Below are 26,210 nucleotides of genomic sequence, written 5' to 3' on the forward strand. Positions count from 1 at the left end.
AGGGTTCGTTCAACGCGGCATGCGCACCGGCACACGCCGCTCGAGCCGGCCGAACGCGCGCTCGATCGCGAACGCGAGCACGACGTAGATCACCGCGATCGCCAGCAGCGGCTCGTAGGTCCGCAAGGTCTGCGCGCGGATGTAGTTCGCGGCGCCGAGCACGTCCATCACCGCGACCGTCGACGCGAGCGCGGTCGATTTCAGCAGCATCACCGTCTCGCCCGCGAGCGTCGGCAGCAGGATCTGGATCGCGCGCGGCAGCCACACGCGCCGCGCGATCATCGACGGGCGCATCCCCATCGCGCGCGCGGCCTCGATCTCGCCCTTCGGCACACCGCGCAGCCCGGCGCGCAGCACTTCGCCGACGTACGCGCCGACGCTGATCACCAGCGCGAACGCGACATACCAGAAGCCGTCGCGCAGGAACGGCCACAGCACGCTGTCGCGCAGCGCGGGCCAGCCGGCGAACAGCGAGCCGACACCATAGTAGATCAGGTAGATCTGCACGAGCAGCGGCGTGCCGCGGATCACTTCGGTGAACGCCTTGCTCACGCGCGCGACGACTGCATTGCCCGACAGCCGCGCGAACGCGACGGCGATCGCGAGCCCGAAGCCGAATACGGCCGACACGACGAGCAGCTTGACGGTGGTCAGCACGCCGAGCAGCAGCAGCGCTCCGTAGGAAGACAGTACGCTCAGATCCATGACATTGATCCGGTTCGGTCGAAAGATGCGTGGAAAGGCGGGACGTGGGTCACGATGCGGGCATCCAGCGGCCGAAGCGCCGCTCGATCTCGCGGAACAGCATGCCCGACAGCGACGTGATCGCGAAATACACGGCCGCGACCATCAGGTAGTAGTGCAGGTACTCGCGCGTCGAACCGGCCGCCTGCTTCGCGGTGTAGAGCAGCTCGCTGTAGCCGACCACGCTGATCAGCGCGCTGTCCTTCACGAGGATCAGCCACAGGTTCGTGAAGCCGGCCAGTGCATACGGTGCCATCGCGGGCAGCGTCACGCGGCGGAACACGAGCGCCGGCGGCGCGCCGAACGCGCGCGCGGCTTCGATCTGCCCGTACGGGATCGCGAGGATCGCACCGCGGATGATCTCGGCCGCATACGCGCCCTGCACGATGCCGAGCACGATCACCGCGGCCGCGAAGCCGTTGACCGCGACCGGCCCGACGCCGATCGCCGTCATCAGCAGGTTGATCGCGTCGGTGCCAGCGTAGTAGAGCAGCAGGATCAGCAGCAGTTCGGGCACCGCGCGGCACAGCGTCGTGTAGCCCTGCGCGAGCCGCTCGAACGCGCGCACGCCGGACAGCTTCGCGACCGCGCCCAGGAGCCCGAGCACGATGCCGACGACGAACGCGCCGAGCGAAATCTCGAGCGTCACGCCCGCGCCCTGCAGCAGCGCGACGCCCCAGCCGTCCGGGTCCATGCCCAGGTAGCTCACCCATCCCCAACCGTCCATGCCGCCTCCTCCGTCCGTGCGTGGCGCCCGTCGGCGCGAAATCGTGCGATCAGTGCGGCCAGAGGTCGATCGGGAAATACTTCTTCGCGATCTGCGCGTACTTGCCCGACGCATGCAGCTGCTCGAGCGCCTGGTCCATCTGCTGCTTGAGCGGCGCATCGGCCTTGCGCATTCCCGCGCCGACGCCGTAGCCGAAGATCGCCGGATCCATCTTCACGCTGCCGGGGCCTTTCAGCTCGAACGTCGCACCGTCCTTCGACTTCAGGAAGTCGAGAATGCCGAGCTGGTCGAGATACATCGTGTCGATGCGGCCCGCGACGAGGTCCGAGTTGCAATCGTCCTGCGTGTTGTAGAGCCGCACCGTCGCCGTCTTGCCGTACGCCATCTTGATGAACTCGGCGTTCGCGGTCGAACCCTGCACGCCGATCACCTTGCCCTTCAGGCCGTCCGGCGTCAGCGTGAGCTTCTGGTTCTTCGCGCCGACGAAGGTGCCCGGCGTCTCGTAGTACGGCCGCGAGAACGCAATCACCTTCTGGCGTTCCGGCGTGATCGACATCGAGTTGAAGATCACGTCGATCTTGTCGCTGAGCAGCGCCGGGATGATGCCGTCCCACGCGACTTCCTTGATCTCGCACTTCGCCTTCATCTGCTCGCACACAGCGCGGATCAGGTCGGCCTCGAAGCCGCTCCACTGCCCGGTCGGGCTTTTCATCAGGAACGGCGGATACGGCTCGGCGGCGACGCCGAAGCGCAGCACGCCCGGCGACGCGTGCGCGGAACCGAACGGCGCAAGCGCCGCGAGAACGAGACTCAACAGGCACAGCAGACTGCGAACGACACGCTTCATGGTCGGACTCCTGGCTGGAAAGATACGAAATCGGTACGGCCGGTATCGGTGTGGCCGGCATCGGTGCGGCCGGCCGCGCAGGCAGGCAGGCGCGGGCCGTGCCATCGGTTCAGTGACGTTGCCGGTGCGCGTTGACGAACTGGCGGCAGCGTTCGCTCTGCGGCGCATCGAAGATCTCGGCCGGCGCGCCGCTCTCCTCGACGCGTCCCTCGTGCAGGAACAGCACCTTGTTCGACACGTCGCGCGCGAATGCCATCTCGTGCGTGACGAGGATCATCGTGCGGCCTTCGCACGCGAGATCGCGGATCACCTTCAGCACTTCGCCGACGCGTTCGGGATCGAGCGCGGAAGTCGGCTCGTCGAACAGCATCACTTTCGGCCGCATCGCGAGCGCGCGCGCGATCGCGACACGCTGCTGCTGGCCGCCGGACAGGAACGCCGGATAGACGTTGCGCTTGTCGGCGAGGCCGACGCGTTCGAGCAGCTGCTCGGCGCGCGCGAGCGCTTCGGCGCGCGGTTCGCGCAGCACGTGCACGGGCATCTCGATCACGTTCTCGAGCACCGTGCGGTGCGCCCACAGATTGAAGCTCTGGAACACCATGCCGAGCCGCGTGCGAATGCGTTCGACCTGGCGCGGATCGGTCGGCACGGTGCGGCCCTTGCGGTCGAGCTTCAGCCCGATCTCCTCGCCATCGACGACGATGCGCCCGCGGGTCGGCGTCTCGAGCAGGTTGATGCAGCGAAGCAGCGTGCTCTTGCCCGAGCCGCTCGCGCCGATCAGCGAGATCACTTCGCCTTCGCGCGCGCTCAGCGACACGCCCTTCAACACCTCCAGCTCGCCGAACCGCTTGTGCAGGTCCGTCACCTGCACGCGCTCCTCGACCGCCGTCTTCACGCTCTCCGCCCGCGCCAACATGCTGTCTCCTGTGTCGAATTCTCACGCCCGTCCCGCGCGGGATCGCGGCGTCTTGTTGAATGGCCGACCAACCTCATGTGGAGTCGAGTATAGGCTCTGTTGAACAAGGGTTCAACAGATTTCAATAATCCGGAAGCAAGGGTTTTCGCGGGTTCCATCGCTGTAATTGAACAAGCGTCCGACACTCCCCTATAATCGGTGCCATGACGATTCCGTAAGGTCACCCCGTGAAAAAGACTTCTGGCAGCGCACCGGTTCAGACCCGCAGCCGCGGCATCCGAGAAACACCCGCGGTGCGGCAGCAATCGATCATCGACGCGACGATGCGCTGCATCGCGCGCTACAGCTATTCGGAAACCACGATCGACCGCATCTGCGCGGAAGCGAAGGTGTCGCGCGGGCTGATCAACCATCACTTCCAGTCGAAAGACGAGCTGATGGCGCAGACCTACAAGCGGCTCGCGGCCGACCTGCTCGACGTGTCGCGCGCGGCCGCCGCGAACGCGACGGGCCCCGAGGACAAGCTCGACGCGATCATCAAGGTGTGTTTCGCCGCGCCGGTGTTCGCGCCGAAGAACGTGAAGGTCTGGCTCGGCTTCTGGAGCGTCGCGCACAGCGATCCGGTGATCCGCAAGGCGCACAAGGAGCTGTATGCCGGCTACCGGCAGGCGTTGAAGAAGTTGTTCGACCAGATCGCGGAAGTGCGCGGCGGCACCGTCGACAGCGAGCTCGCCGCGCTGACGGTGACGGCGGTGATCGACGGCTTCTGGCTCGAACTCGCGCGCGACCCCACGTCGTTCACCGCGGAAGACGCGCTGACGAGCTGCCTGCGCGTCGTCGATTCGTTCCTGCCGCCGCCGAAGACGGCGCGCAAGCGCGCGTAACGCACGCAACGCGCCTCGCCGGCAAGCCGGCGCACTCGCGCCGCACTCGCGCCGCAACCGGCACGACGGCCTCGCATCGCGAGGCCGTTCGCATTTTCAGGCCGCGCGAATCTCGATCAGGTACGGCGCGTCGTGCGCGGCCGCTTCGCCGAGCGCACCGGCCAGCGACGCACCCTCTTCGACTCGCTGCGCACCCCATCCATACGCGCGCGCGAGCGCGACGAAATCGGGCGTATGCAGATCCACGCCGACCGGCTCGACGCCGCCGTCGACCATCGCACGCTTGATCTCTCCGTAACCGCCGTTGTTCAGCAGTACGACGATCACGCGCGCGCGATGCTGCACCGCGGTGCCGAGTTCGGCGAGCGTGTACTGGAACCCGCCGTCGCCGGCGAGGCAGACCACCGGCCGCGATGCATCGCCGAGGCTCGCGCCGACCGCGGCCGGCAGCCCGTAGCCCAGCGAGCCGAAGCCGACCGACGCGTTGAACCAGCTGCGCGGACGCGACGCCGCGAAGCCGACGTTGCCCGCATAGACGATCCGCGTCGAATCGCCGACGAGCGCCGCATCGGGCAGCGCGTCGCGCACACTGTCGAGCAGCGCGAGATCGCGCCGCATTTCGTCGTTGAGTTCCTGCCGCGCCGCCGCACGGCACACCGCCGCCCGCTCGACGCCATCGCCATCGCCGTGGCCTTCGCTGCGCGCCCGCTCATCGGCCGGCCACACGCGCCGCAGCGCGCGCAGCGTTTCGCCGACGTCGCCGAGCAGCGGCAGCGCGGGCACCGCATTGCGGCACAGCTGCTGCGGATCGATGTCGATCCGCACGAGCGGCGCGGGCATCGAGAAGCTGCGCGTCGCATACAGGTCGTAATCGGTCGGGCCGAGCTCGGTGCCGAGCGCGACGATCAGGTCGCTGTCGCGCATCAGCGCGCGCACCGCGTCGCCCGACGCCGACCACGACACGCCAAGCGGATGCGCGCTCGGCAACACGCCGCGCCCGTTGATCGTCATCACGACCGGCGCGTCGAGCGTCTCCGCGAGCCAGCGCACGTCGGCGGCCGCGTCGAGCGCGCCGCCGCCCGCGAGAATCAATGGCGCGCGCGCGGCGGCGGCCTTCGCACGCAGTGCGTCGATGCCGTCGGCCGATGCGGGGCCGGGCGTGATGCGCGGCGGCACGGCCGTCACCGGCGGCAATGCATCGGCCGGCGCCGCGAGCACGTCGAGCGGAATCTGCAGATGCACGGGGCGCGGCCGGCCGCCCGAGAACACCGCGAACGCGCGCGCGATCGCCTGCGGCAGCGCGTCGGCGCGCGGCACCGTGTAGCTGAACGCGGCGATGTTCTGCGCGAACGCATGCTGGTCCGGCAGTTCGTGCAGATGGCCGTTGCCGGAGCCGATGTCGCCGGACGCGTTGACGCTCGAAATCACCAGCATCGGAATCGAATCCGCATACGCCTGCGCCATCGACGTCGCGATGTTCGTCATCCCGGGGCCGGTGATCACGAAACACACGCCGGGCTTGCCGGTCGCGCGCGCATAGCCGTCCGCCATGAAGCCGAGGCCCTGCTCGTGGCGCGCACTCACGTGGCGCAGCGCGCTGCCGGCGAGCCCGCGGTACAGCTCGATCGTATGCACGCCGGGAATGCCGAACACCGTGTCGACGCCGTAGGCGGCGAGAAGGTCGACCAGGTACATGCCTACTGTTTTCATGTGATTTCCATCGTTCAGGGTAAGGAGGTGGATCGCGCGCGGCCCCGTGAGGCCGTCAATGCGCGAGCCCCGGCAACAGTTCGCGCACGCCCTGCGCGAGCATCTGGAACGCGATCGCGGTCAGCACGATGCCCGACAGCCGCTCGACCAGCGTCCTGCCGATCTCGCCGAGCCGCCGGCACCACGACGCCGAGCACGCATACGTGAGCCCGATCACGCCCGCGTGCAGCACGCACGCCGCGCTCAGCGCCAGCAGGTCGGCCGGCGTATGAAAGCGCGTCGCGGTCGTGATCACGAGCGACATCACCGCGCTGCCGATCGACAGCGGGAAGATCAGCGGCACCGCGATGTAGCTGCGCCATTGCGCATACTCTAGCCGCGTGTCGCCGCCGCTGCGCTCGTCGTTCGCCGTGCCGCGCATCATCGGAATCGACCACAGGCACAGCACGAGGCCGCCCGTCAGCGTCAGCGCACCGAGCGTGAGACCGAGCATGCGCAACAGGAACTGGCCGCCCCACACCGCGCCGATCATCAGCGCCGCGATCCACGCGAACAGCCTGAACGCGATCTGCCGCTGTGTCACGTCGGGAAAATGCCCGGTGACGGCCGCATACATCGGGATCGCGACGGGCGGACAGAACAGCGTCAGGAGCCCGGTCAGGAACAGCAGCACGTCGCTCGACGTCAGGGTCATCGCTCGAACTCACATGCGGTCGGGTGGATAAGCGGCGCGGTGGCGACGCGGCCGGGCGTGATCAATCCTGCGTGGCGTCCTGCGGCGCGCGTTCGCGCGGCCGCATGTCGCCATCGAAATCGTCGAGCGTCGGAAACGCCATCGGTTCGTGCCGGTCGATTTCTGCGAGATAGGCGTCGTAGCGTTCCAGCACGGCCGCGCGCTCCGCGTCGCCGATGTACGGCACGTGATAGCCGACGAACGACGGCAGCACGTCGAAGCCCGCGTAGCCGAGCGTGCCGCGCAACACGTGGCGCAGCATCAGGTCCATTTCGCCGTGCACGCCGTCCGCACCGAACATGTAGTCTCGGCCGCCGCACGTATAGGCAAGCAGCGCGCGCTTGCCGCGCATCCCGCCGCGATCGTAGAAGCGCACGCCGCCGTACACCTTGCCCGACACGAGCACGCGGTCGATCCAGCCTTTCATGATCGCCGGCACCGAGCACCAGAACAGCGGAAAGCTCAGGATCAGCAGGTCGCACGCGGCAAGCTTGTCGAGTTCCGCGGCAATGTCCGGCGCGATCGCGTGCGCGGCGACGTTCTCGCGCTGCTCCAGCGCGTAGACGAGATAGTCGGGGTTCTTGCGCACGCCGAAATCGGCCGCGCTCGCGACCGGATTCCACTGCATCGCGTACAGGTCGGACACCGTCACGGTATGCCCCTGCGCTTCGAGCGTGCTCACCGCGCGGTGCAGCATCGACGTCGTGAACGACTGCGGTTCGGGATGGGCGTGAACGATCAGGACTTTCATGGTGCGAGTTTTCTCCGCGACGTAACGTTGAACTGCTGGATTCAGACGGATCCGGCCGCACGCTTGCGCAGCAGCGACAGGCCGATCGCGACGCAGGTCGCGACGAGCAAAAGCGTGGATACCGACGCGATCGCCGGATCGACGTTCTCGCGCATCCCGTCCCACATGCGGCGCGGCAGCGTATAGACGTTCCGGCTCGAGATGAACAGCGTGACGACGAGCTCGTCCCACGACAGGATGAACGCGAACACCGCGGCCGACAGCACGCCCGGCCGGATCGACGGCAGGATCACGTAGCGCAGCGTCTGCGCGACGTTCGCACCGAGGCTGCGCGATGCCTGCTCGATGCGCAGCCCGACGGTCGCGAGCGATGCCGAAACCGCCACCACGACGTAGGGCACCGACAGCACGACGTGCGACAGGATCGCGGCGGGATAGCTGTCGAGCATCCCGAGTTCGCCCCACAGCCGGTAGAACGCGAGCGCCGACACGATCGGCGGCACGATCAGCGGGAACAGGATCACGCCGCGCACGAACTCGCCGCGCCGCGACGCGACTTTCCACAGCCCGATCGCGCACAGCGTGCCGAGCGCGACCGAGATCGCCGACGACACCAGCGCGATCAGCCCGCTTTGCAGAAAGCTCGACACCCAGCCGTCGTCGTCGAGCAGCACGCGGTAGTGCCGCAGCGACAGCGCGCCGTCCGGCATCGACAGGTAGTCGCTCGGCGTCAGCGAGACGGGCACCGACACGAGCAGCGGCAGCATCAGGAACAAGATCGCGGCCCACGCGATACCGACCACGAGCGCGCGTCCTGCGGTCATTCGGGTGTTCATCGGAACCTCCTCCGTTCGGGTCAGCGCGCGCCGAACAGCTCGCGCAGGTCGACGAAACGCGCGAGCAGCGCGAGCGCGGCCAGGATCGACGCCAGCAGCAGCGACGCGAGCGCCGCCCCGCTGCCCCAGTTCACGAGCTGCAGGATCTGCGTGCTGATGTATTCGGCGATCATCACGGTGCGGCCGCCGCCGAGTATCACCGGCGTCACGTAGAAGCCGAGCGAGAAGATGAACACGAGGATCGCCGCGCCGACGATGCCCGGTCGCGTCTGCGGGAAATACACCTTGCGGAACGTGACGAACGCGCCCGCGCCGAGCCCCTGCGAGGCACGCGCGAGCTGCGGATCGATGCCCTTCATGTTCGCGTACAGCGGCAGCACCGCGTACGGAATCATGAAGTGGATCATCCCGATCACGACGCCGACCTCGTTGCGCATCAGCGGCAGCGGCGCGTCGATCAGCCCGATGCGCAGCAGCAGCGTGTTGACGAGCCCCTGCTCGCCGAGCAGGAACAGCCACGAGAACGCGCGCACCAGCACCGACGCCCAGAACGGCACGAGCAGCCCGAACATCAGCGCCATCCGTTGCCGCGGGCCGACGTGCGCCATCGCATACGCAATCGCATAGCCGAGCGCGACCGAACACACGGTCGTGACCGCGCACACGCGCAGCGTGGTCCACAGCACGCGATGCACGCCGTGATTGCCGAGCAGCCGCGCATAGTTGTGCAGGCCCGGCTCCGGCACCGTGAAGCCGAGCCACAGCACACGCACGAGCGGATACACGTACAGCACGATCAGCACCGCGAGCAGCGGCACGACGAGCAGCCAGTAACGATCGGCCTTCGCGCGGCCGAGCGGGACCGCGCCCGCGACGGGAGTAGACAGGGTATTCATGGCGTCACGCTCGCGAGGCGGCTCAGGACGACATCAGGTCGGTGTACTGCGCGAGCGTCGCTTCGTAGTGCTGCGCCCACCACTCGGGATTCACCTTGCACTGCTTTGCCCAGTTCTCCGGCGTGCCCGGGTTGTCGGCGCGTAGCGCCTGCGGCACCGCGGCGGTCGCGGCTGGCGTCACCGGCCCGTTGCCGAGCAGCGACAGCAGGCGCACCTGCGGCTCGACGCCCTGCACGAACTTGATGAACTGCCAGACGGCATCGCCCGACGGATTGTTCTTCGGCACGCCCCACACGTCGCACGACGCGAGCCCCTGCTCCCACGTATAGCGGAACCGGCCATTGCTCTCGCGCTGGATCACGTTCGCGCGCGTATGCCAGATGCACGCCATGCTGACTTCGCCGTTGCGCAGCAGCTGCAGGCTGTCCGCGCCCGAATCCCACAGCAGCACGTTCGAGCGCAGTTCCTTCAGCTTTTTCAGCGCGCGCGGCACGTCGATCGGATAGACCTTGTCCTTGTCGACGCCGTCGGCCATCAGCGCGGCTTCGAGCGCGCCGCCCATCCATTTCCACAGCCCGCGCTTGCCCGGAAACTTGCCGACGTTCCAGAAATCGGCCCAGTTCTTCGGCGGGTTCGCGCCGAACTTGCGCGCGTCGTAGACGAGCACGTAACTCAGCAGGTACGACGGCACGCCGAAGTCCGATGCGAGCCCCGGCAGCGTGTTGCGGCCGACGACCGAATAGTCGATCGGCCGCAGGAAGCCCTGCTTGCCGAGCTTGATCGCCGCGAAGCCGTCGAGATCCATCACGTCCCAGATCACGTTCCGGTTCTCGACCATCGCCTTGATCTTGCCGTCCTCCGGCGACGAGTCGTAGCCCATCCGGATGCCGCTCGACTTCGTGAACGGGTCCATGTACGCGGAGCGGAACGCCGAACGCGCTTCGCCGCCCCATGCGCTGAGCACGATTTCCTTCGGGTTCGACGCGAGTGCGTCCTTCGCGCCGAGCGACAGCAGCGTCGGCGCGATGCCGGCCGCCGCGCACAACCGCAGAAAATCGCGGCGGCGCTGCGACATCGCCGGTTGAAGTTCGCGTGCTTGGTCGAGCAGGTCCTGCAGATGGCGGTTCGTCATGGTGTCTCCTCCAGGCTGGTCAGCGCCCGCACGCGTCTCGTCGTTTTCGGGCATCGGTGAATCGGTGAATCCGTCAGTCGGTGAGTCGGCGGCGACGGCGGCTCGTGCCGCTTCGCGCGGGATGCAACGTGCGCCGCGTCAGTCGGCCGCGATCCGGCACGTCGCGTCGCGCTCCCACTGCACGAACACGTCCATGCCGCAGCGTGGTGACGCGAGCCCGCGCCATGCGGGCACGTCGGCCGTCACGCAGCCGAGCGCCGGCGTCTCGATCTCGAAGCGGTACGACGAACCGAAATAGCTCCAGTGGCGAATGCGACCCGCGACTTCGTTGTGCGCACCGCCGCACGACGTCGCCGACACCGCGACCTTCTCCGGGCGCAGCGCGAACAGCAGCGGCTCGTCGGGCCGCGCACCGCACGCCGGCGCGACGAAGCGCGCATCGCCGACGCGGTAATGCGTCGTCGAAGCATCGCCGCCGAGCGCGACACCTTCGATGAAATTGCTCTTGCCGAGGAAGTCCGCGACGAAGCGGTTGGCCGGCTGCTCGTAGAGCCCGTCCGGCGTGCCGATCTGTTCGAGCCGGCCGTCGCGCATGATCGCGATCCGGTCCGACATCGACAGCGCTTCCTCCTGGTCGTGCGTGACGAACAGGAACGTCGCGCCGAGCCGCTCGTGCAGCGCCTTCAGCTCGACCTGCACCTCGCCGCGCAGCTTGCGGTCGAGCGCGCCGAGCGGCTCGTCGAGCAGCACGAGATCGGGATCGAACACCAGCGCGCGCGCGATCGCGACGCGCTGCTGCTGGCCACCCGACAACTGGCGCGGCAGGCGATCGGCAAGATGGCCGAGCCGCACGAGATCGAGCGCGGCCTTCACGCGCTTCACCGCGTCGGGCCCTTTCCGCTTGCGCACCATCAGCGGATACGCGACGTTCTGTTCGACCGTCATGTGCGGAAACAGCGCATAGCCCTGGAACACCATCCCGAAGTTGCGCTTCTCGGGCGGCACCGCGACGATGCTGCGGCCGCCGACGCGCAGGTCCCCGCTGCTCGGATGCTCGAAGCCCGCGACGATCGTCAGCAGCGTCGTCTTGCCCGAACCCGACGGCCCGAGGATCGTCAGGAATTCGCCGCGCGGAATGTCGATCGTCGTTTCGCGCAGCGCATGCACGCTGCCGTAGCGCTTCGACACGCGATCGATCTGCAGGCCCGCGCCGCTCGCCGCATGCTGCGCCGCCGCGCGTGCCGCATGCGCCCCGGTCCTGCCGTCCTCCACACCTGCCGACGTCTCCATCACCACGCTCATCGTGTGTCTCCTGGTCGACTCACAATTGGGTTGAACGTTCATTTAACAGAACTTATACTATGCCGAAATGCGGTCCGCAAGTAGCGGCGACCCTTGCCGGCTCTGACACCACCCCGACACACAACAACCAGGAGACAGTGATCAGCATGAGCATCGAGGACATTCGAATCGAACGGCACGACGGCGTCGTGACCCTTCGCCTGAACCGCCCGGCGAAACGCAATTCGCTCGCGCGGCCGCATCTCGACTTTCTTCGCGAGACGCTCGACGCGCTCGCGAACGATCCGGCCGTGCGCTGCGTCGTACTGACCGGCACCGGCAGCGCGTTCTGCGCGGGCGCGGACGTCGACGAATGGGCCGAGGCCGAGCGCAACGGCGAACTCGACACCTACGGCTGGACCGAGCGTGCGCACCGTTTCGTGCAGACGCTCGCCGCATTTCCGCGTCCGACGATCGCCGCGCTGAACGGTTCGACGGTCGGCGCCGGCACCGACATCGGCTTCGCGTGCGACTTCCGCATCGCGAGCACCGCTGCGACGCTGCGCTGCGGGTATACGGGCATGGGCTACAGCCCCGACATGGGCGGAAGCTGGTTCCTGCCGCGCATCGCGCGCCCCGACGTCGCACGCCGCTTCATCTTTCTGAACGAACGCTGGAACGCGCAGGACGCGCTTGCCGCGGGGCTCGTGTCCGAAGTCGTCGACGCCGACGATTTCGCAACGCACGTCGCCGCGTTCGCCGCGCGTCTGGCGCAAGGGCCGAGCGTCGCGTTCGGCCATACCAAAGCGCTGCTCGCGCAATCGCTCACGCACACCCTCGCCGAGCAACTGCGCGGCGAGCTGGCGGCCGGCGTCGCGTGCGGTCACAGCGAGGACGGCCAGGAAGCGCTTCGCGCGTCGGTCGAAGGTCGCGCACCTCATTTTGTCGGGAGATGATCGATGGATTTTTCGCTGACCCAAGAGCAGGAAATGCTGGTGACGTCCCTGCGTCAGTTCGTCGAGAAGGAACTGCAGCCTCATGAATTCGCGGTCGATCGCGCGGACGACGTGCCGCCCGAACTCGCCGACTCGATCCGCCGCAAGTCGCTCGAGCTCGGCTTCTATGCGTTCAACATGCCCGAGAGCGCCGGCGGCCCGGGGCTCGACTACGTGACGCAGGCGCTCGTCGAACGCGAGCTCGGCCGCACGAGCTGGGCGCTGCACGTGTTCGTCGCGCGGCCGAGCAAGATCCTGATGGCGTGCAAGGGCGACCAGGTCGAGCGCTACCTGAAGCCGGCCGTGCGCGGCGAGCGCGTCGACTGCTTCGCGCTGACCGAGCCGGGCGCCGGCTCCGACGCGATGGGCATCCGCACGCGCGCGGTGCGCGACGGTGACGACTACGTGATCAACGGCAGCAAGCACTTCATCAGTCATGCGGACACGGCCGACTTCGTGATCCTGTTCGCCGTCACCGGCGAGGAGGAAGTGCGCGGCCAGAAGCGCAAGCGCGTGACCTGCTTCCTGATCGACAAGGACACGCCGGGCATGACCGTGCGGCGCGGCCCGCACTGCACGAGCCTGCGCGGCTATCACCAGTCGGAGATCTTCCTCTCCGACTGCCGCGTGAGCGCCGCGCAGATCCTCGGCGAAGAGCATCGCGGCTTCGAGCTCGCGAACGACTGGCTGACGGCCGGCCGCGTGATGGTCGCCGCGAACAACATCGGCCGCGCGCAGCGTGCGTTCGAGATGGCCGCCGAATGGGCCGCGACGCGTCATCAGTTCGGCAAGCGCATCGGCGACTTCCAGGGCACGTCGTTCAAGCTCGCGGACATGCAGACCGAGATCCGCGCGGCGGAACTCGTCACGCTGTACACCGCGCAGAAACTCGACCAGGGCACGATGACCGACGGCGACGCCGCACTCGCGAAGCTGCTCGCGACCGAGACGCTCGGCCGCGTGACCGATCACGCGGTGCAGATCTACGGCGGCATGGGGCTGATGGACGAACTTCCGATCGAGCGCTTCTGGCGCGATGCGCGCATCGAGCGCATCTGGGAAGGCACGTCCGAGATCCAGCGCCATATCCTGTCCAAGGAAATCCTCCGACGCTACAGCTGACGTGAATCGTCGCGCCGGCGCGTCCGGCGCGACTTCCGAAAGGACCTTTCATGACTTCCTCTCCCGCAGTCAGGGATCACCGCGCGGCCGCGGCGACCAATCTGCGCCGGCTGCTCGACCCGGCCAGCATCGCGTTCGTCGGCGGACGCGGCATCGCGGGCGCCGTGCAGCGCTGTCGCGATTACGGCTATACCGGCGACATCCGGCTCGTCAATCCGAATCATGCGGAGATCGACGGCGTGCGCTGCCATGCGAGCGTCGCCGACCTGCCCGCCGCGCCGGACGCCGTGTTCGTCGCGGTGCCCGCGCGCCAGGCGATCGACGTCGTGCGCGCGCTCGCCGCACGCGGCGCCGGCGGCGCGATCGTCTACGCGTCGGGTTTCTCCGAAACGGGCGCCGACGGCGCCGCGCTGCAGCAGGCGCTGGTCGACGCGGCCGGCGACATGGCCGTGCTCGGCCCGAATTGCTACGGCCTGATCAACGGGCTGAACGGCAGCGCGCTGTGGCCGGTCGCGCATTGCGCGCCGCGCGTCGAATCGGGCGTCGCGGTGATCACTCAGAGCGGCAACCTCGCATACAACCTGTCGATGAGCGCGCGCTCGGTGCCGTTCGCGTATCTCGCGAGCGTCGGCAACCAGGCGTCGGTCGACATCGCGCGCCTCGTCGATGCGTTCGTCGACGATCCGCGCATCCGCGCGATCGGCGTGCACCTCGAAGGGCTGAAGGACGTGCGCGCGTTCAGCGAGGCCGCGGCCCGCGCGCTCGCGCGCGGCGTGCCGATCGTCGCGCTGAAGAGCGGCACGTCGACGCTCGGCGCGCAGCTCGCGATGAGCCACACGAGTTCGCTCGCGGGCTCGGACGCGCTGTACGACGCGCTGTTCCGGCGGCTCGGCGTGATTCGCGTGAAGGACCCGGTCGGCCTCGTCGAGACGTTGAAGCTGCTCGCGATCGCAGGCGTGCCCGAGCGCCGCACGCTCGCCGCGCTGGCGACGTCCGGCGGCGATGCGGGGCTCGTCGCCGATCTCGGCGAAGCGCGCGGCATCGCTTTTCCGCCGGTCGGCGATGCCGGCCGCGACGCGCTCGGCAACGTGCTGCCCGCGTACGCGACGATCGCGAACCCGCTCGACTTCACGACCACGCCGTGGGGCGACCCCGACAAGATGCGCGCGTGCTGCGACGCGCTGCTCGCCGATCGCCCGGGCGCCGCCGCGATGATCCTCGACTATCCGCAGGAAGCGACCGGCGAGCGGCCGCTGTGCGATATCGCCGCGGACGCGTTCGCGGCGTCCGCACGCCAGCACGGCGTGGTCGGCGCCGTGATTTCGGTGTTTCCGGACCTGACGCCGCCCGATCACGCGGCCCGCATGGCCGCCGCCGGCGTCGCGCCGCTGCAGGGGCTGGCCGACGGGATCGCTGCGATCGGCGCGGCGATGGCCTACGGCGACACGCGCCGCCGCGTGCTCGACGCCGACGCGCTGAACGCGCTGCCGGTGCTGCGCGCGGGCGACGGCGGCCACGGCACCGCGACGCTGCACGACGAATGGGCGAGCAAGCGGATGCTGGCTGCGCACGGGCTCGACGTGCCGCCGGCCGAATGCGTCGCGCCCGCCGATGCGCCGGCCGCCGCGCAGCGGCTCGGCTTTCCGGTCTGCGTGAAAGTGGTCAGCGATCGCCTGCCGCACAAGACCGAGGCCGGCGCGGTCGCGCTGAAGCTCGGCTCGCCCGAAGCCGTCGCCGCGACCGTCGTGCGAATGACCGAACAGGTCGCGCGTCATGCGCCGGATGTGCACGTCGAACGCATCCTCGTCGAGAAGATGGCCGACGCGCCGCTGCTCGAGCTGATCGTCGGCGTGAAGCGCGAGCCGAATTTCGGTCTCGCGCTGGTGCTCGGCACCGGCGGCGTGCTGGTCGAACTGATCCGCGACACCGCGACGCTGCTGCTGCCGGTGCGCGAAAGCGACGTGCGCGACGCACTGCTCGGGTTGAAGCTCGGCCCGCTGCTGACCGGCTATCGCGGGCGGCCGAAGGCCGATCTCGATGCGGTCGTCGCGAACGTGATGGCGATCGCACGCTTCGCACAGGCGCATGCCGACACACTCGTCGAACTCGACGTCAATCCGCTGCTGGTGATGGAACGCGGTGCGGTGGCCGTCGATGCGCTGGTGCGGCTCGACGCGTGATGCCGGCCTGAAACGCGGCGGCCCGCTTGCGTGATGCGCGAGCGGGCCGCTGCCTGATTGCCGAGCCGTCCGTCGAAAGCGAAGAACGCTCCGCCGTTCAGATCACCTTGCCGGGATTCAGAAGTCCGAACGGATCGAATGCATGCTTGAGACGTCGCATCGCGGCGATCTCGACGTCGCTGCGCGAACAACCGAGCCAGTCGCGCTTGTAGCGGCCAATCCCGTGCTCGGCCGACACCGAGCCGCCCGCATCGCGCACGAGCGGATACAACACCGCGTCGACGTCGTGCGCGCCCTCGCCCGTCGCATACGGCGCGGAAACGCACACATGCAGGTTGCTGTCGCCGAGGTGGCCGAAGAAGAACACGTGCGCCCCGGACCAGCGTGCGTTCAGCGCGCGCTCGCACGCGTCGATGAACTTCTCCGTCGCGCGCGGCGGAATGCCGACGTCGAAATTGACGACGCCGGGGAGATCGTCGATCGCGAGCCCTTCGCGCACCGTCCAGAAGGCCTGCGCATCGGCCGCGGTCTGCGCGAGCGCCGCATCGTCGATCAGCCCGCGTTCGAGCCAGTCGGCCAGCACCGCTTCGAACCGTTCGGCCGTCTGCGCGGCATCGCCGCTCGCGCATTCGATCAGCACCTTGACGCCGCCGTCCGCCGGCAGCGGCGCGTGCGTGCCGGGCGTATGCGCGCACACGTAGCCGTAGAACGCCGGCCACATCGCCTCGAAGCTCAGCAAGTCCGCGCATGCGGCACGCGCGTCGCGCAGCAGCGCGAGCGCCGCCGCCGTATCGCGCACCGCGCACAACGCGGTGGATGGCGCGGCGAGCCGCGGATGCAGCCGCAGCACGACGCGCGTGATGACGCCGAGCGTGCCTTCGCTCCCAACGAAAATCTGCCGCAGGTCGTAACCCGCGTTGTTCTTCAGCATCTTGTTCAGCGAACTCAGCACGGTGCCGTCGGTCAGCACGACCTCGAGGCCGAGTACCTGCTCGCGCGTCGTACCGTAGCGGATCACGCGATTGCCGCCCGCATTGGTCGCGACGTTGCCACCGATCTGGCACGAGCCGCGCGCGCCGAGATCGATGCCGAGCGCGAATCCCGCGTCGTCCACTGCCTGCTGCAGCTCCTGCAGCGTCGTGCCGGCCCATGTGGTGACGGTGGCCGCGTCCGCATCGATCTCGACGACGCCCTTCATGCGTTCGAGCGACAGCACGACGTCCTGCGCACCGGGCCCGGCGCCGGCCGCGAGCCCCGTCATTCCGCCCTGCGGCACGACCGTCTGACGATGCGCGGTGCAGATCGCGAGCGCGCGGCTCACATCGTCGACGCTGCGCGGCCGCACCAACGCACGCGGCCGCGGGCCGGCCGCTTCGCCGTAGTTCGTGAAATGACGCGCGCCGATGGCGTCGCCCACGCTGACGCAATCGGCGCCGAGTGCGTCGCGCAGCGCGGCGACGACGTCGCCGTTCAAGGAAGGATCGGACATGATCGACGGGGCCGGCCGAACCCGGCCCGGGAGCGAGTGAGGATCAGAAATTGTGCCGCATGCCGATGCGCGCGGCGGCCTGCGTGCGGCTCGTCGACGGCGTGAAGCTGTAGCCGATCACCGCGTCGACGCCGTTCGATGCACGCATCCAGTCGACCGCCGCATACACGTCGGTGCGCTTCGACAGCGCGTAATGCGCGCCGAGCGCGACTTCGTGCCAGTGATGACCTTCGAACGTCGTGTACTGATAGCCCGCGACGAGCGACAGCGGCACGGTTGCCTGGTACAGGCCGCCCGCTTCGTACACGCGCATCGTCGACGATTGTCCGTAGCCCTTGAACGTCGTGTTGCTGAAGTCCGCGTTCAGCGTCAGCTTGCCGAACGTGTACGACGCGCCGACACCGAAGATCGATTGCGAATCGATCGAGAACGGCGTCGAATCGTGCAGGTCGGTGACGGCGCCCGTCGCCGGGTCGACCGTCGCGACCGTCTGCCCGAGCATCGTCCGCACGCCCATCTGCGCATACGGATCGAGCGCGGCAAGCCGGCGTGGCGCGTTGAGCCGCGTGTAGTTGCCGCCCGCCGAGAAATCGCCGTGCGTGTAGCTCGCGCCCACGCTCCATGCGCTCCCGTCATGGAAGCTGCCCGCGTCGTTGCTGAACGAATACATGCCGCCGACCACGAGCCCGTGGAAGCTGTTGCTGACGAATTTCACCGCGTTCTGCAGCCGGTCCCCGCTCTGGCGGTCGAAATCGCCGAGATGCACGCCGTAGCCGCTACCGAACGCGCTGACGTTGTACGCGGCCGTGAAGTCGAATGCGAAGTCGTACTGATTACCGAACGTCAGCGTGCCCCAGTCGTTGCCGAGCCCGACGTACGCCTGCCGCCCGAACATCGCGCCACCCTGGTTCAGCCTGCCGGTGCCGAGCCGGAAGCCGCTCTCGAGCTTGAACACCGCCTTGTTGCCGCCGCCGAGATCCTCGGTGCCCATCAGGCCGACGCGGTTGCCGTACGACACGCCGTCGTCGAACAGGTACGCATGCGCGCCGCCCGTGTTGTTCACGTAGGTGATGCCGCCGTCGATGATCCCGTACAGCGACACGCTGCTCTGGGCATGGGCGTAGCCGTGGACCATCACCGACATCATGCCGGCCAGCAGGAAGCGCTTCTTCATTTTCGGTGTCTCCGGTTGCCGCGCGCGGCGGCTCGATTTTCGTTGTGCGTGAACGCCGCCCGCCTGCTTCGCTTCGGCACCGCGGCGCTGGCGAGTATAGGTTTTGCTGAATGAATGTTCAATCGATTGACGAGAACGGATGCACCGGTGTTTACACCCATCGGCGATTTCATTATTGAAAAAACGTTCAACCCGTCATAACATCGACCGGCAGCCCCGCGGATGACGTGCGGGCCCGTTCCGAACCTCGGAGTGCACTGGATGACGACCACCCTCAGCCCCGCCGCCGAGCCGCGCCTGCGCTCGGCCTACGAAGGACAGAAGTCGCGCCCGTACGACCCGGCCGCGCCGATCGCGACGCCGCTCGAACTGCATCGCTGCATCGTGCAGCCCGAGTGGGTCGACTACAACGGCCACATGAGCGAGTCGTGCTACCTGCTCGTGTTCGGCGACAGCAGCGATGCGTTCTTCCGCTACTTCGGCATCGACGACGACTATCGCGACGCCGGCTGCTCGATCTATTCCGCGGAAACGCACATCCGCCACCTGCGCGAAGCGATGCTCGGCGAGCCGCTGCGGCTCACGGTGCGGCTGCTCGACCTGGACGATCGCCGGCTGCACGTGTTCCATTCGATGCATCACGCGACGACCGGCGCGCAACTCGCGACCGGCGAACAGCTGCTCACGCACGTGGACATGCGCGCGAAACGCTCGGCGCCGTTTCCGGACGCGATCCGCCGGCATCTCGACGCGATTCACGCCGAGCATGCGCGCGCGCCGCGCGAGCCGCACGCGGGCCGTGCGATCGCGATCCGCCGCGCGGCCCCTGCTGCTTCCGCTGCTTCCACTTCCCGCTGACCAAGCCGAACCACGACGGAGTTTTCCCATGCAGACGCACGACGCCTGGCGCAGCCGCGCTGGCCAGCTCGACATCGCTTCCCGCGCGTTCGTGGACGGCACGTTCCGCGACGCGCACGACGGCGCCACCTTCACATGCACGAGCCCGATCGACGGCCGCGTGCTCGCGCCGGTCGCGCATTGCCGCGCGGCCGACGCCGACCTCGCGGTCGCCGCCGCGCGGCGCGCGTTCGAAAGCGGCATCTGGCGCGACGCATCGCCGCGCGAACGCAAGCGCGTGCTGCTGCGCTGGGCCGCGTTGATCCGCGAGCACGCGGACGATCTCGCGCTGCTCGAAACGCTCGACACCGGCAAGCCGATCGGCGATACGACCACGATCGACATCCCGTCCACCGCGTATTGCGCCGAGTGGTTCGCCGAGGCGATCGACAAGACCGGCGGCGAGGTCGCGCCGGCCGACGCGCATCTCGTCGGGCTCGTCACGCGCGAGCCGATCGGCGTGGTCGCGGCTGTCGTGCCGTGGAATTTCCCCGCGATGATCGCGATGTGGAAATGCGCGCCCGCGCTCGCGGCGGGCAACAGCGTCGTGCTCAAGCCGTCCGAGAAGTCACCGCTGAGCGCGCTGCGGCTCGCCGCGCTGGCCGTGCAGGCCGGGCTGCCGGCCGGCGTGCTGAACGTGCTGCCGGGGTTCGGCGATGCAGGTGAAGCGCTCGCGCGGCATCCGGACGTTGACTGCATCGCGTTTACCGGCTCGACCGCGGTCGGCCATAAAGTCGCGCGCTGCGCGGCCGATTCGAACCTGAAGCGCGTATGGCTCGAACTCGGCGGCAAGTCGCCACAGATCGTGCTGCCCGATTGCCCCGATCTCGAACGCGCGGCGCGCACCGTCGCGCATGCGGTGTTCTACAACACCGGGCAGATGTGCACGGCGGGTTCGCGCCTGCTCGTCCATCGCGCGATCCGCGACGAACTGGTCGCGCGCGTGCTCGCGATCGCGCCCGAGTATGCGCCCGGCGATCCGCTGTCGCCCGACACGCGGATGGGCAGCCTGATCGACGCCGCCCAGGTCGAGCGCGTGCTCGGCTACGTCGATGCCGGCCGTGACGAGGCGACGCTGCTCGCGGGCGGCCGGCGCGCGCGCGCCGCGAGCGGCGGCCAGTACGTCGAGCCGACCGTGTTCGACTGTCCGCGGGCCGATGCGCGGATCGTGCGCGAGGAGATTTTCGGGCCGGTGCTGGCGGTGACGGCGTTCGACGATCTCGATACGGCTGTCGCGCTCGCGAACGACACGCGTTATGGGCTCGCGGCGTCGGTGTGGACCGCGAACCTGACGACCGCGCACGAAACCGCGCGGCGGCTGCGGGCCGGCACGGTGTGGGTGAACGGCTACGAGGAAACCGACGACATGAACTTCCCGTTCGGCGGCTTCAAGGAATCGGGCAACGGGCGCGACAACTCATTGCACGCGCTGGAGAAGTACACGGAGTTGAAGTCGACGGTGATCCGGTTGCGGTGATATCCAGCAGAAACTTCATTCGAACACGTCCGGCCCGGAGCATTCATGAGCGGCGGGCTCGGTTGTCGCAGCTTCCTCGAAATCGGCATCAACCGGGCCGATCAGTGGCGTCAACCACGCCCAGCCTTGCGGCACGGGCTCGAGGATGACAGACGCGCCGTGCCGCCGAATCCGGACCTCCGTGGTATCGAAGCGGAAATCCTTCGGCAAGCAAACAGCCTGCGATCCATCATGCTCGAAAATCTTGGCGGTCTCCATCTCGACACTCCATGCATCGACAAAACGTGGATATTTTGCCGACTGTGGGTCGCGGCGGCGAGTCGTGCGGTCGACATATTGGTGATGAACGGTCGCCTCTCGGGAAATTTGCTCGCGACGGGACACACGTAGCCGTACCCAATATCGGACGTTCTGGCTCCACATTCATTCCCAACAGGAAACAATCAATCACCATCCGGCGATTCATCTCCCCGTCCGCGCGTTCTAGACTATCGGATCACTCCCCCACCGGACCCACGCAATGACCGATGTCCTGCCGCTGACCACCGACCCCGAATCCGGCCTCCACTACCGGCTGCGCCCGGCCGCCGGCCGCCCCGCGGGCCGCCTGTTGCTGCTGCACGGCGTCGGCGGCAACGAAACCAACCTGCTGAACCTGGCCGCCACGATCGATCCGCGCGTCGAAATCGCGTTCGTGCGCGGGCCGCTGACGTTCGGCCCCGGCCAGCACGCGTGGTTTCCGGTGCGCTTCGGCCCGAACGGCCCGGAAATCGATGCGGCCCGCGCGGAGGAGAGCCGTGTGCAGTTGATCGCGCTGCTGCGCGCGTTGCGCGCGCGGGACACCGGGAACGAACCCGCCGCCTTGCCGACCGTGATCGCCGGCTTCAGCCAGGGCGGCATCATGAGCGCGAGCGTCGGTCTCACCTCGCCGGCCGACGTCGCCGCGTTCGCGGTGCTGTGCGGGCGCATCCTGCCGGAGATCGATCCGCTGATCGCGTCGCGCGATGCATTGAGCCCGCTGCACGCGCTGGTGATGCACGGCCGCTTCGACGACAAGCTGCCGGTCGCGTGGGCGAACACGGCCGACGCGAAGCTGACGGCGCTCGGCGTCGCGCACGACACGCAGCTCTATGACGCCGGCCACGAGCTGACCGCGCAGATGGCCGGCGACTTCAGCCGCTGGGTCGGCGCACGCGCCGGGTTGAATTGATCGCACCGGGCGGTCGCCCGCCCGGGCCTGCCGTCAGACGTTGCTCGCCGGATCGGCAACGATCGGCACGCCAGCCTCGGCAGCAGCCTCTCGCGCGGCACCGCGCTTGGCCAGCTTCCAGCCGACCACCAGCGCGAGCACGACCACGGGAATCATCGCGACGGTCCACGTGCCGCCCGGGTAATCGAACGCCATCAGCACCAGCACGCTGACCAGGAACCCGAGCGTGAGCCACGACGTGAACGGCGCGCCGGGCATCCGGAACGACACGGGGCTCAGCTCGCCGCGATTGACCGCGCGGCGGAACAGGATCTGGCACATCACGATGAAGCCCCAGGTCGTGATGATCCCGAGCGACGCCATGTTCAGCACGATCTCGAACGCCTGCGCCGGCACGATGTAATTCAGCGGCACGCCGATCGCGTTGACCGCGACCGTGACCAGGATCCCGCCGTACGGCACGCCGCGCGCGTTCATCCGCGACACGAAGCGCGGCGCCGAGCCGCCCATCGCGAGCGAACGCAGCACGCGCCCGGTCGAATAGAGGCCGGAGTTCAGGCTCGACAGCGCGGCGGTCAGCACCACGACGTTCATCACCGTGCCGACGTACGGCACGCCGAGCCTGCTGAAGAACGTGACGAACGGGCTTTCGTGCGCGCTGTATGCGGTCCACGGCAGCAGCATCGTCAGCAGCACGACGGAGCCGACGTAGAACAGCGCGATGCGCCACATCACGCTGTTGATCGCCTTCGGCAGCACCTTGCGCGCATCGGCGGTCTCGCCCGCCGCGACGCCGACGAGCTCGATGCTCGCATACGCGAACACGACGCCCTGCACGATCAGCACCGCCGGCAGGATCCCGTGCGGGAAGATCCCGCCGTGATCCGCGATCAGGTGCAGCCCCGGCATCTGCCCGGCAACCGGATGGCCGCTCGCGAGAAACACGGCGCCGACCGCGAGGAACAGCGCGAGCGTCCCCACCTTGACGATCGAGAACCAGAACTCCATCTCGCCGAACACCTTCACGCCGATCATGTTCATCACCGACACGATCCCCAGCGCGCCGAGCGCGAACACCCACTGCGGCACGTCGGTGAACACGGCCCAGTACTTCATGTAGATCGCCACCGCGGTGATGTCGACGATGCCGGTGGTCGCCCAGTTCAGGTAGTACATCCAGCCCGCGACGAACGACGCGCGCTCGCCCATGAACTCCCGTGCGTACGACACGAACGAGCCGCTGGTCGGCCGGTGCATCACGAGCTCGCCGAGTGCGCGCATGATCAGGAAGGCGAATGCGCCGCACACGAGATACACGACGGCCAGCGCGGGCCCCGCGCTCTGCAGGCGGCCGCCCGCGCCGAGAAAGAGGCCGGTGCCGATCGCACCGCCCATCGCGATCATCTGCACGTGTCGGGGCTTCAGGTGCTGCGCATAGCCGGCTTCGTGCGACGCGAACATCGCATCGCGATCGGCGTGACGGGGGTCCGCGCCGCCGGCCGGGTCGGCCGCGCGCTCGCTGGCGTGCTTCATGGTGTGTCTCCGTTTCTTGATGTGTTGCGCCCGTCGACGGGCGCTCGGGAACGGCCGCGCGCGGGCCGCCGGCGGCAGGCGCCGGCGCCGCGCGGCCGGAGTCAGTACGCGCGCGGACGGATCAGCGCTTCGGGCTGCAGCGCCTCGTCCAGTTGCGCGGCGGTCATCAGCTGGCGATCGAGCACGACTTCGCGGATCGACTTGCCGCTCGCGTGCGCCTCGGCGGCCACGGCGGTCGCGCGCTTGTAGCCGATGTACGGGTTCAGCGCGGTCGCGAGCGCGACCGACCGCTCCATCGTTTCGCGCAACCGCTCGGGGTTCGCGGTGATTCCGCTCACGCAGCGGTCCGCGAGCGTCGTGCAGGCGGCCGTCAGATGGCCGAAGCTGCGGAACAGCGCGCTCGCGATCACCGGCTCGAACGCGTTGAGCTGAAGCTGGCCGGCCTCGGCGGCGAAGGTCACCGTCAGGTCGTTGCCGAACACTTCGAACGCAACCTGGTTCACGACTTCCGGAATCACCGGGTTCACCTTGCCCGGCATGATCGACGAGCCGGCCTGCACCGGCGGCAGGTTGATTTCGCCGAAGCCGGCACGCGGGCCGCTCGACAGCAGCCGCAGGTCGTTGCAGATCTTCGACAGCTTGACCGCGATCCGCTTCAGCACGCCGGAGACCTGCACGAACGCGCCGCAGTCCTGCGTCGCCTCGATCAGGTTCGGCGCGGTGCTCAGGTCCAGGCCGGTGATGCGGCGCAGCGCGGCCAGCGCCTTCTCCGCGTACTGCGGATGCGCGGTGATGCCGGTGCCGATCGCGGTCGCGCCGAGATTGATCTCGCGCATCAGCAAGCCGGCTTCCTGCAGGCGCGCGATGTCTTCCGTCACCATCACCGCGTAGGTCGAGAACTCCTGGCCGAGCGTCATCGGCACGGCGTCCTGCAACTGCGTGCGGCCGAGCTTCAACAGATCCGAGAACGCGTCGGCCTTCTCCGCGAACGCATCGCGCAGGCGCGCCATCGCGTCGAGCAGATGCTCGACCGCGAAGCAGGTCGCGATCCGGATCGCGGTCGGGTAGACGTCGTTCGTGCTCTGCGCGAGGTTGACGTGCTCGTTGGGATGCAGGTATTCGTACTGCCCGCGTGCGTGCCCCATGATCTCGAGCGCGCGGTTGCAGATCACCTCGTTGGCGTTCATGTTGGTCGACGTGCCGGCCCCGCCCTGGATGATGTCGACCACGAACTGGTCGTGCAGGCGACCTTCGCGGATCTCGACACAGGCGGCGGCGATCGCGTCGCGATACGCGTGCGGCAGCAGCCCGAGCTCGCAGTTCGCGTCGGCCGCGGCTTCCTTCACCGCCGCGAGCGCCATGACGAGGTACGGCAGCGACGCGATCGTGCGCCCCGAAATGTCGAAGTTCTCCTTCGCGCGCAGCGTATGGACGCCGTAGTACGCCGAATCCGGAATGCTTCGTTTCCCTAAGAGATCCGCTTCGACGCGGAAGCCGTTTTCCGTCATGGGTGCCCCTCCTGAAATGTCTCGTGCCGCCGCGGCCAGGCGGCTGCGTTCACCGCTTCCCCGTGCGACGGGATCGCATTCTATGCCTTTGCATAAAGAAGCTCGCCTCTGTATTATCGAAAGCGGTTTTGCGTGGGACGCAACAGCGAGAGACGAATGAAAACAATGGCAAGAGACACCGGCATCGATCACCTCGGCGCGATGCGCGCGTTCGTGCGGGTCGTCGAAATGGGGAGTTTTTCCGCGGTCGCGAAGGAGATGCACGTGTCGACGTCCACCGTCGCGCGCAAGATCACGGCGATCGAGGACGCGCTCGGCGTCGCGCTGCTGCATCGCTCGACGCACAGCGTGACGCTGACCGAGGCCGGCCACATCTACCTGGAACGCGCGGTCACGCTGATCGCCGATCTCGACGACACGCTGCGCGTCGTCGCCGAGCTCAATTCGCAGCCGAGCGGCCCGCTGAAGCTCACCGCGCCGGTCGGGTTCGGCCGCCGCCACCTCGCGCCGCTGATCGCGCCGTTTCTCGCACGCTACCCGACGATCCAGCTCGACGTGCGGCTCACCGACAACCACAACGACCTCGTCGCCGGCGGCTTCGACCTCGACATTCACGAGGGCGAGAACTACCTGGACAACCTGGTCGTCCACCGGCTGTCGCGCAACGACAGCATCCTGTGCGCGACGCCCGGCTATCTCGACCGCTGCGGGCGCCCCGCGACGCCGGACGACCTGCGGCATCACAACTGCCTGCGCTACGTGCACCCGGAAGGCGATCCGCGCTGGGAGCTCGTGCGCGGCGACGCGCGGCACAGCGTGCTGCCGGCCGGCAACCTCGTCACCGATCATTCGGAACTGCTGCTGGATGCGACCTGCGCGGGGCTCGGCATCGCCGAATTCGAGATCTGGCTGGTGCGCGACCTGCTCGCGAGCGGTCGGCTCGAAGCCGTGCTGCCGCGCTACCGGCTGCAGAACAAGCTGACGGGCGACTACATCTACATCGCGTATCTGTCGAACCGGCGCAGCTCGGCGAAGCTGCGCGTGCTGAAGGACTTCCTCATGGAGCATCTCGCGCACATCGGCGAGCTGTCGGAAGTCGAGCTGGCGAAGATTCGCGACGCGGGCGCGTAGCGGCTGCCGTCGCGCCGGCCGGCAACGCGGCGCCGCT

General features: G+C 68.3%; 24 protein-coding genes. 8 read left to right on the forward strand and 16 right to left on the reverse strand.

From position 1 onward, the window contains the following. Positions 1 to 9: 9 nt before the first annotated feature. The 4 genes from DID98_RS27220 to DID98_RS27235 all read right to left on the reverse strand — a co-directional run bounded on the left by DID98_RS27220 (position 10) and on the right by DID98_RS27235 (position 3,213). A complete protein-coding gene (locus DID98_RS27220; protein WP_124523798.1) occupies positions 10 to 705 on the reverse strand; it encodes an ABC transporter permease in 696 nt (231 codons plus the stop codon). A gap of 49 nt (positions 706 to 754) precedes the next feature. Continuing rightward, positions 755 to 1,471 carry an ABC transporter permease gene (locus tag DID98_RS27225; RefSeq protein ID WP_044843934.1) on the reverse strand — a complete coding sequence of 239 codons (717 nt, stop codon included), beginning with the start codon at positions 1,469 to 1,471 and terminating at the stop codon, positions 755 to 757. A 49-nt stretch (positions 1,472 to 1,520) separates the two neighbouring features. Beyond that, positions 1,521 to 2,318 carry a transporter substrate-binding domain-containing protein gene (locus DID98_RS27230; protein WP_124488854.1) on the reverse strand — a complete coding sequence of 266 codons (798 nt, stop codon included), beginning with the start codon at positions 2,316 to 2,318 and terminating at the stop codon, positions 1,521 to 1,523. A 109-nt stretch (positions 2,319 to 2,427) separates the two neighbouring features. Continuing rightward, complete coding sequence (locus DID98_RS27235; protein ID WP_409333460.1) at positions 2,428 to 3,213, reverse strand: ABC transporter ATP-binding protein; 786 nt, start codon at positions 3,211 to 3,213, stop codon at positions 2,428 to 2,430. A gap of 248 nt (positions 3,214 to 3,461) precedes the next feature. Here DID98_RS27235 and DID98_RS27240 point away from each other — a divergent pair, with 248 nt between their 5' ends. Then, a complete protein-coding gene (locus DID98_RS27240) occupies positions 3,462 to 4,118 on the forward strand; it encodes a TetR family transcriptional regulator C-terminal domain-containing protein (protein WP_260426299.1) in 657 nt (218 codons plus the stop codon). A gap of 96 nt (positions 4,119 to 4,214) precedes the next feature. Here DID98_RS27240 and DID98_RS27245 read toward each other — a convergent pair whose 3' ends face one another. The 7 genes from DID98_RS27245 to DID98_RS27275 form a co-directional block, all read right to left on the reverse strand. Then, complete coding sequence (locus tag DID98_RS27245) at positions 4,215 to 5,828, reverse strand: 5-guanidino-2-oxopentanoate decarboxylase (protein ID WP_124523800.1); 1,614 nt, start codon at positions 5,826 to 5,828, stop codon at positions 4,215 to 4,217. A gap of 55 nt (positions 5,829 to 5,883) precedes the next feature. Continuing rightward, complete coding sequence (locus tag DID98_RS27250) at positions 5,884 to 6,522, reverse strand: MarC family protein (RefSeq protein ID WP_124523801.1); 639 nt, start codon at positions 6,520 to 6,522, stop codon at positions 5,884 to 5,886. 61 nt (positions 6,523 to 6,583) lie between these two features. Further along, on the reverse strand, positions 6,584 to 7,312 hold the full coding sequence (locus tag DID98_RS27255) for an NAD(P)H-dependent oxidoreductase (RefSeq protein WP_124523802.1): 729 nt from the start codon (positions 7,310 to 7,312) through the stop codon (positions 6,584 to 6,586). A gap of 41 nt (positions 7,313 to 7,353) precedes the next feature. Beyond that, entirely contained in the window at positions 7,354 to 8,148 is a 795-nt protein-coding gene (locus DID98_RS27260; protein WP_124488859.1) for an ABC transporter permease, read from the reverse strand. 20 nt (positions 8,149 to 8,168) lie between these two features. Further along, positions 8,169 to 9,044, reverse strand: coding sequence for an ABC transporter permease (locus DID98_RS27265; protein ID WP_124488860.1), 876 nt, complete (start codon positions 9,042 to 9,044; stop codon positions 8,169 to 8,171). Between the two features lie 22 nt (positions 9,045 to 9,066). Beyond that, complete coding sequence (locus DID98_RS27270; protein WP_124523804.1) at positions 9,067 to 10,176, reverse strand: ABC transporter substrate-binding protein; 1,110 nt, start codon at positions 10,174 to 10,176, stop codon at positions 9,067 to 9,069. 138 nt (positions 10,177 to 10,314) lie between these two features. Then, the gene (locus DID98_RS27275) at positions 10,315 to 11,478 is read right to left on the reverse strand and encodes an ABC transporter ATP-binding protein (RefSeq protein WP_124523806.1); all 1,164 of its coding nucleotides are present in this window, start codon (positions 11,476 to 11,478) and stop codon (positions 10,315 to 10,317) included. Positions 11,479 to 11,624: 146 nt separating this feature from the next. Here DID98_RS27275 and DID98_RS27280 point away from each other — a divergent pair, with 146 nt between their 5' ends. From DID98_RS27280 to DID98_RS27290, 3 genes are read left to right on the forward strand one after another with little or no spacing between them, the layout of a single operon-like run. Continuing rightward, complete coding sequence (locus DID98_RS27280; RefSeq protein ID WP_044843924.1) at positions 11,625 to 12,413, forward strand: enoyl-CoA hydratase/isomerase family protein; 789 nt, start codon at positions 11,625 to 11,627, stop codon at positions 12,411 to 12,413. Between the two features lie 3 nt (positions 12,414 to 12,416). Further along, a complete protein-coding gene (locus DID98_RS27285; protein ID WP_044843923.1) occupies positions 12,417 to 13,574 on the forward strand; it encodes an acyl-CoA dehydrogenase family protein in 1,158 nt (385 codons plus the stop codon). Between the two features lie 50 nt (positions 13,575 to 13,624). Then, a complete protein-coding gene (locus DID98_RS27290; RefSeq protein WP_124523808.1) occupies positions 13,625 to 15,754 on the forward strand; it encodes an acetate--CoA ligase family protein in 2,130 nt (709 codons plus the stop codon). Positions 15,755 to 15,851: 97 nt separating this feature from the next. Here DID98_RS27290 and DID98_RS27295 read toward each other — a convergent pair whose 3' ends face one another. Both DID98_RS27295 and DID98_RS27300 read right to left on the reverse strand, forming a co-directional pair. Then, positions 15,852 to 17,243 carry an FAD-binding oxidoreductase gene (locus DID98_RS27295; protein WP_124523810.1) on the reverse strand — a complete coding sequence of 464 codons (1,392 nt, stop codon included), beginning with the start codon at positions 17,241 to 17,243 and terminating at the stop codon, positions 15,852 to 15,854. Between the two features lie 43 nt (positions 17,244 to 17,286). Continuing rightward, positions 17,287 to 18,417, reverse strand: a complete 1,131-nt coding sequence (locus DID98_RS27300) for a porin (protein ID WP_124522966.1) — start codon at positions 18,415 to 18,417, stop codon at positions 17,287 to 17,289. Positions 18,418 to 18,678: 261 nt separating this feature from the next. Between DID98_RS27300 and DID98_RS27305 the strand changes: the two genes are divergently transcribed. Together DID98_RS27305 and DID98_RS27310 are read left to right on the forward strand one after the other, a co-directional pair. Then, on the forward strand, positions 18,679 to 19,275 hold the full coding sequence (locus DID98_RS27305; protein WP_124522968.1) for a thioesterase family protein: 597 nt from the start codon (positions 18,679 to 18,681) through the stop codon (positions 19,273 to 19,275). A 28-nt stretch (positions 19,276 to 19,303) separates the two neighbouring features. Then, complete coding sequence (locus DID98_RS27310; protein WP_124522970.1) at positions 19,304 to 20,791, forward strand: aldehyde dehydrogenase; 1,488 nt, start codon at positions 19,304 to 19,306, stop codon at positions 20,789 to 20,791. Positions 20,792 to 20,806: 15 nt separating this feature from the next. On the opposite strand, the gene DID98_RS27315 is transcribed toward DID98_RS27310, so the two are convergent. Further along, positions 20,807 to 21,049 (reverse strand): antitoxin, encoded by a 243-nt coding sequence (locus DID98_RS27315; protein ID WP_124522972.1) that lies wholly within the window; start codon positions 21,047 to 21,049, stop codon positions 20,807 to 20,809. 262 nt (positions 21,050 to 21,311) lie between these two features. On the opposite strand from DID98_RS27315, the gene DID98_RS27320 reads away from it, so the two are divergent. Next, positions 21,312 to 22,001 carry an alpha/beta hydrolase gene (locus DID98_RS27320; protein WP_124523813.1) on the forward strand — a complete coding sequence of 230 codons (690 nt, stop codon included), beginning with the start codon at positions 21,312 to 21,314 and terminating at the stop codon, positions 21,999 to 22,001. Positions 22,002 to 22,034: 33 nt separating this feature from the next. Here DID98_RS27320 and DID98_RS27325 read toward each other — a convergent pair whose 3' ends face one another. Then, positions 22,035 to 23,534: an amino acid permease gene (locus DID98_RS27325; RefSeq protein WP_124522976.1), complete on the reverse strand. Its 1,500-nt coding sequence runs from the start codon at positions 23,532 to 23,534 to the stop codon at positions 22,035 to 22,037. A gap of 101 nt (positions 23,535 to 23,635) precedes the next feature. Continuing rightward, the gene (gene aspA / locus DID98_RS27330; protein WP_124488871.1) at positions 23,636 to 25,042 is read right to left on the reverse strand and encodes an aspartate ammonia-lyase; all 1,407 of its coding nucleotides are present in this window, start codon (positions 25,040 to 25,042) and stop codon (positions 23,636 to 23,638) included. A gap of 156 nt (positions 25,043 to 25,198) precedes the next feature. On the opposite strand from aspA, the gene DID98_RS27335 reads away from it, so the two are divergent. Continuing rightward, the gene (locus tag DID98_RS27335) at positions 25,199 to 26,173 is read left to right on the forward strand and encodes a LysR family transcriptional regulator (protein ID WP_044843913.1); all 975 of its coding nucleotides are present in this window, start codon (positions 25,199 to 25,201) and stop codon (positions 26,171 to 26,173) included. Positions 26,174 to 26,210: the final 37 nt, after the last annotated feature.

This window comes from Burkholderia sp. Bp8984, assembly GCF_003853755.1.
Taxonomy (GTDB): Bacteria; Pseudomonadota; Gammaproteobacteria; order Burkholderiales; family Burkholderiaceae; genus Burkholderia.

Bases quoted from the DNA above. Each gene is read 5' to 3' on its own strand.
- DID98_RS27220 (WP_124523798.1), bottom strand. From the start codon at position 705: ATGGATCTGAGCGTACTGTCTTCCTACGGAGCGCTGCTGCTGCTCGGC.
- DID98_RS27225 (WP_044843934.1), bottom strand. From the start codon at position 1,471: ATGGACGGTTGGGGATGGGTGAGCTACCTGGGCATGGACCCGGACGGC.
- DID98_RS27230 (WP_124488854.1), bottom strand. From the start codon at position 2,318: ATGAAGCGTGTCGTTCGCAGTCTGCTGTGCCTGTTGAGTCTCGTTCTC.
- DID98_RS27245 (WP_124523800.1), bottom strand. From the start codon at position 5,828: ATGAAAACAGTAGGCATGTACCTGGTCGACCTTCTCGCCGCCTACGGC.
- DID98_RS27250 (WP_124523801.1), bottom strand. From the start codon at position 6,522: ATGACCCTGACGTCGAGCGACGTGCTGCTGTTCCTGACCGGGCTCCTG.
- DID98_RS27255 (WP_124523802.1), bottom strand. From the start codon at position 7,312: ATGAAAGTCCTGATCGTTCACGCCCATCCCGAACCGCAGTCGTTCACG.
- DID98_RS27260 (WP_124488859.1), bottom strand. From the start codon at position 8,148: ATGAACACCCGAATGACCGCAGGACGCGCGCTCGTGGTCGGTATCGCG.
- DID98_RS27265 (WP_124488860.1), bottom strand. From the start codon at position 9,044: ATGAATACCCTGTCTACTCCCGTCGCGGGCGCGGTCCCGCTCGGCCGC.
- DID98_RS27270 (WP_124523804.1), bottom strand. From the start codon at position 10,176: ATGACGAACCGCCATCTGCAGGACCTGCTCGACCAAGCACGCGAACTT.
- DID98_RS27275 (WP_124523806.1), bottom strand. From the start codon at position 11,478: ATGAGCGTGGTGATGGAGACGTCGGCAGGTGTGGAGGACGGCAGGACC.
- DID98_RS27280 (WP_044843924.1), top strand. From the start codon at position 11,625: ATGAGCATCGAGGACATTCGAATCGAACGGCACGACGGCGTCGTGACC.
- DID98_RS27285 (WP_044843923.1), top strand. From the start codon at position 12,417: ATGGATTTTTCGCTGACCCAAGAGCAGGAAATGCTGGTGACGTCCCTG.
- DID98_RS27290 (WP_124523808.1), top strand. From the start codon at position 13,625: ATGACTTCCTCTCCCGCAGTCAGGGATCACCGCGCGGCCGCGGCGACC.
- DID98_RS27295 (WP_124523810.1), bottom strand. From the start codon at position 17,243: ATGTCCGATCCTTCCTTGAACGGCGACGTCGTCGCCGCGCTGCGCGAC.
- DID98_RS27300 (WP_124522966.1), bottom strand. From the start codon at position 18,417: ATGAAGAAGCGCTTCCTGCTGGCCGGCATGATGTCGGTGATGGTCCAC.
- DID98_RS27305 (WP_124522968.1), top strand. From the start codon at position 18,679: ATGACGACCACCCTCAGCCCCGCCGCCGAGCCGCGCCTGCGCTCGGCC.
- DID98_RS27310 (WP_124522970.1), top strand. From the start codon at position 19,304: ATGCAGACGCACGACGCCTGGCGCAGCCGCGCTGGCCAGCTCGACATC.
- DID98_RS27315 (WP_124522972.1), bottom strand. From the start codon at position 21,049: ATGGAGACCGCCAAGATTTTCGAGCATGATGGATCGCAGGCTGTTTGC.
- DID98_RS27320 (WP_124523813.1), top strand. From the start codon at position 21,312: ATGACCGATGTCCTGCCGCTGACCACCGACCCCGAATCCGGCCTCCAC.
- DID98_RS27325 (WP_124522976.1), bottom strand. From the start codon at position 23,534: ATGAAGCACGCCAGCGAGCGCGCGGCCGACCCGGCCGGCGGCGCGGAC.
- aspA (WP_124488871.1), bottom strand. From the start codon at position 25,042: ATGACGGAAAACGGCTTCCGCGTCGAAGCGGATCTCTTAGGGAAACGA.
- DID98_RS27335 (WP_044843913.1), top strand. From the start codon at position 25,199: ATGAAAACAATGGCAAGAGACACCGGCATCGATCACCTCGGCGCGATG.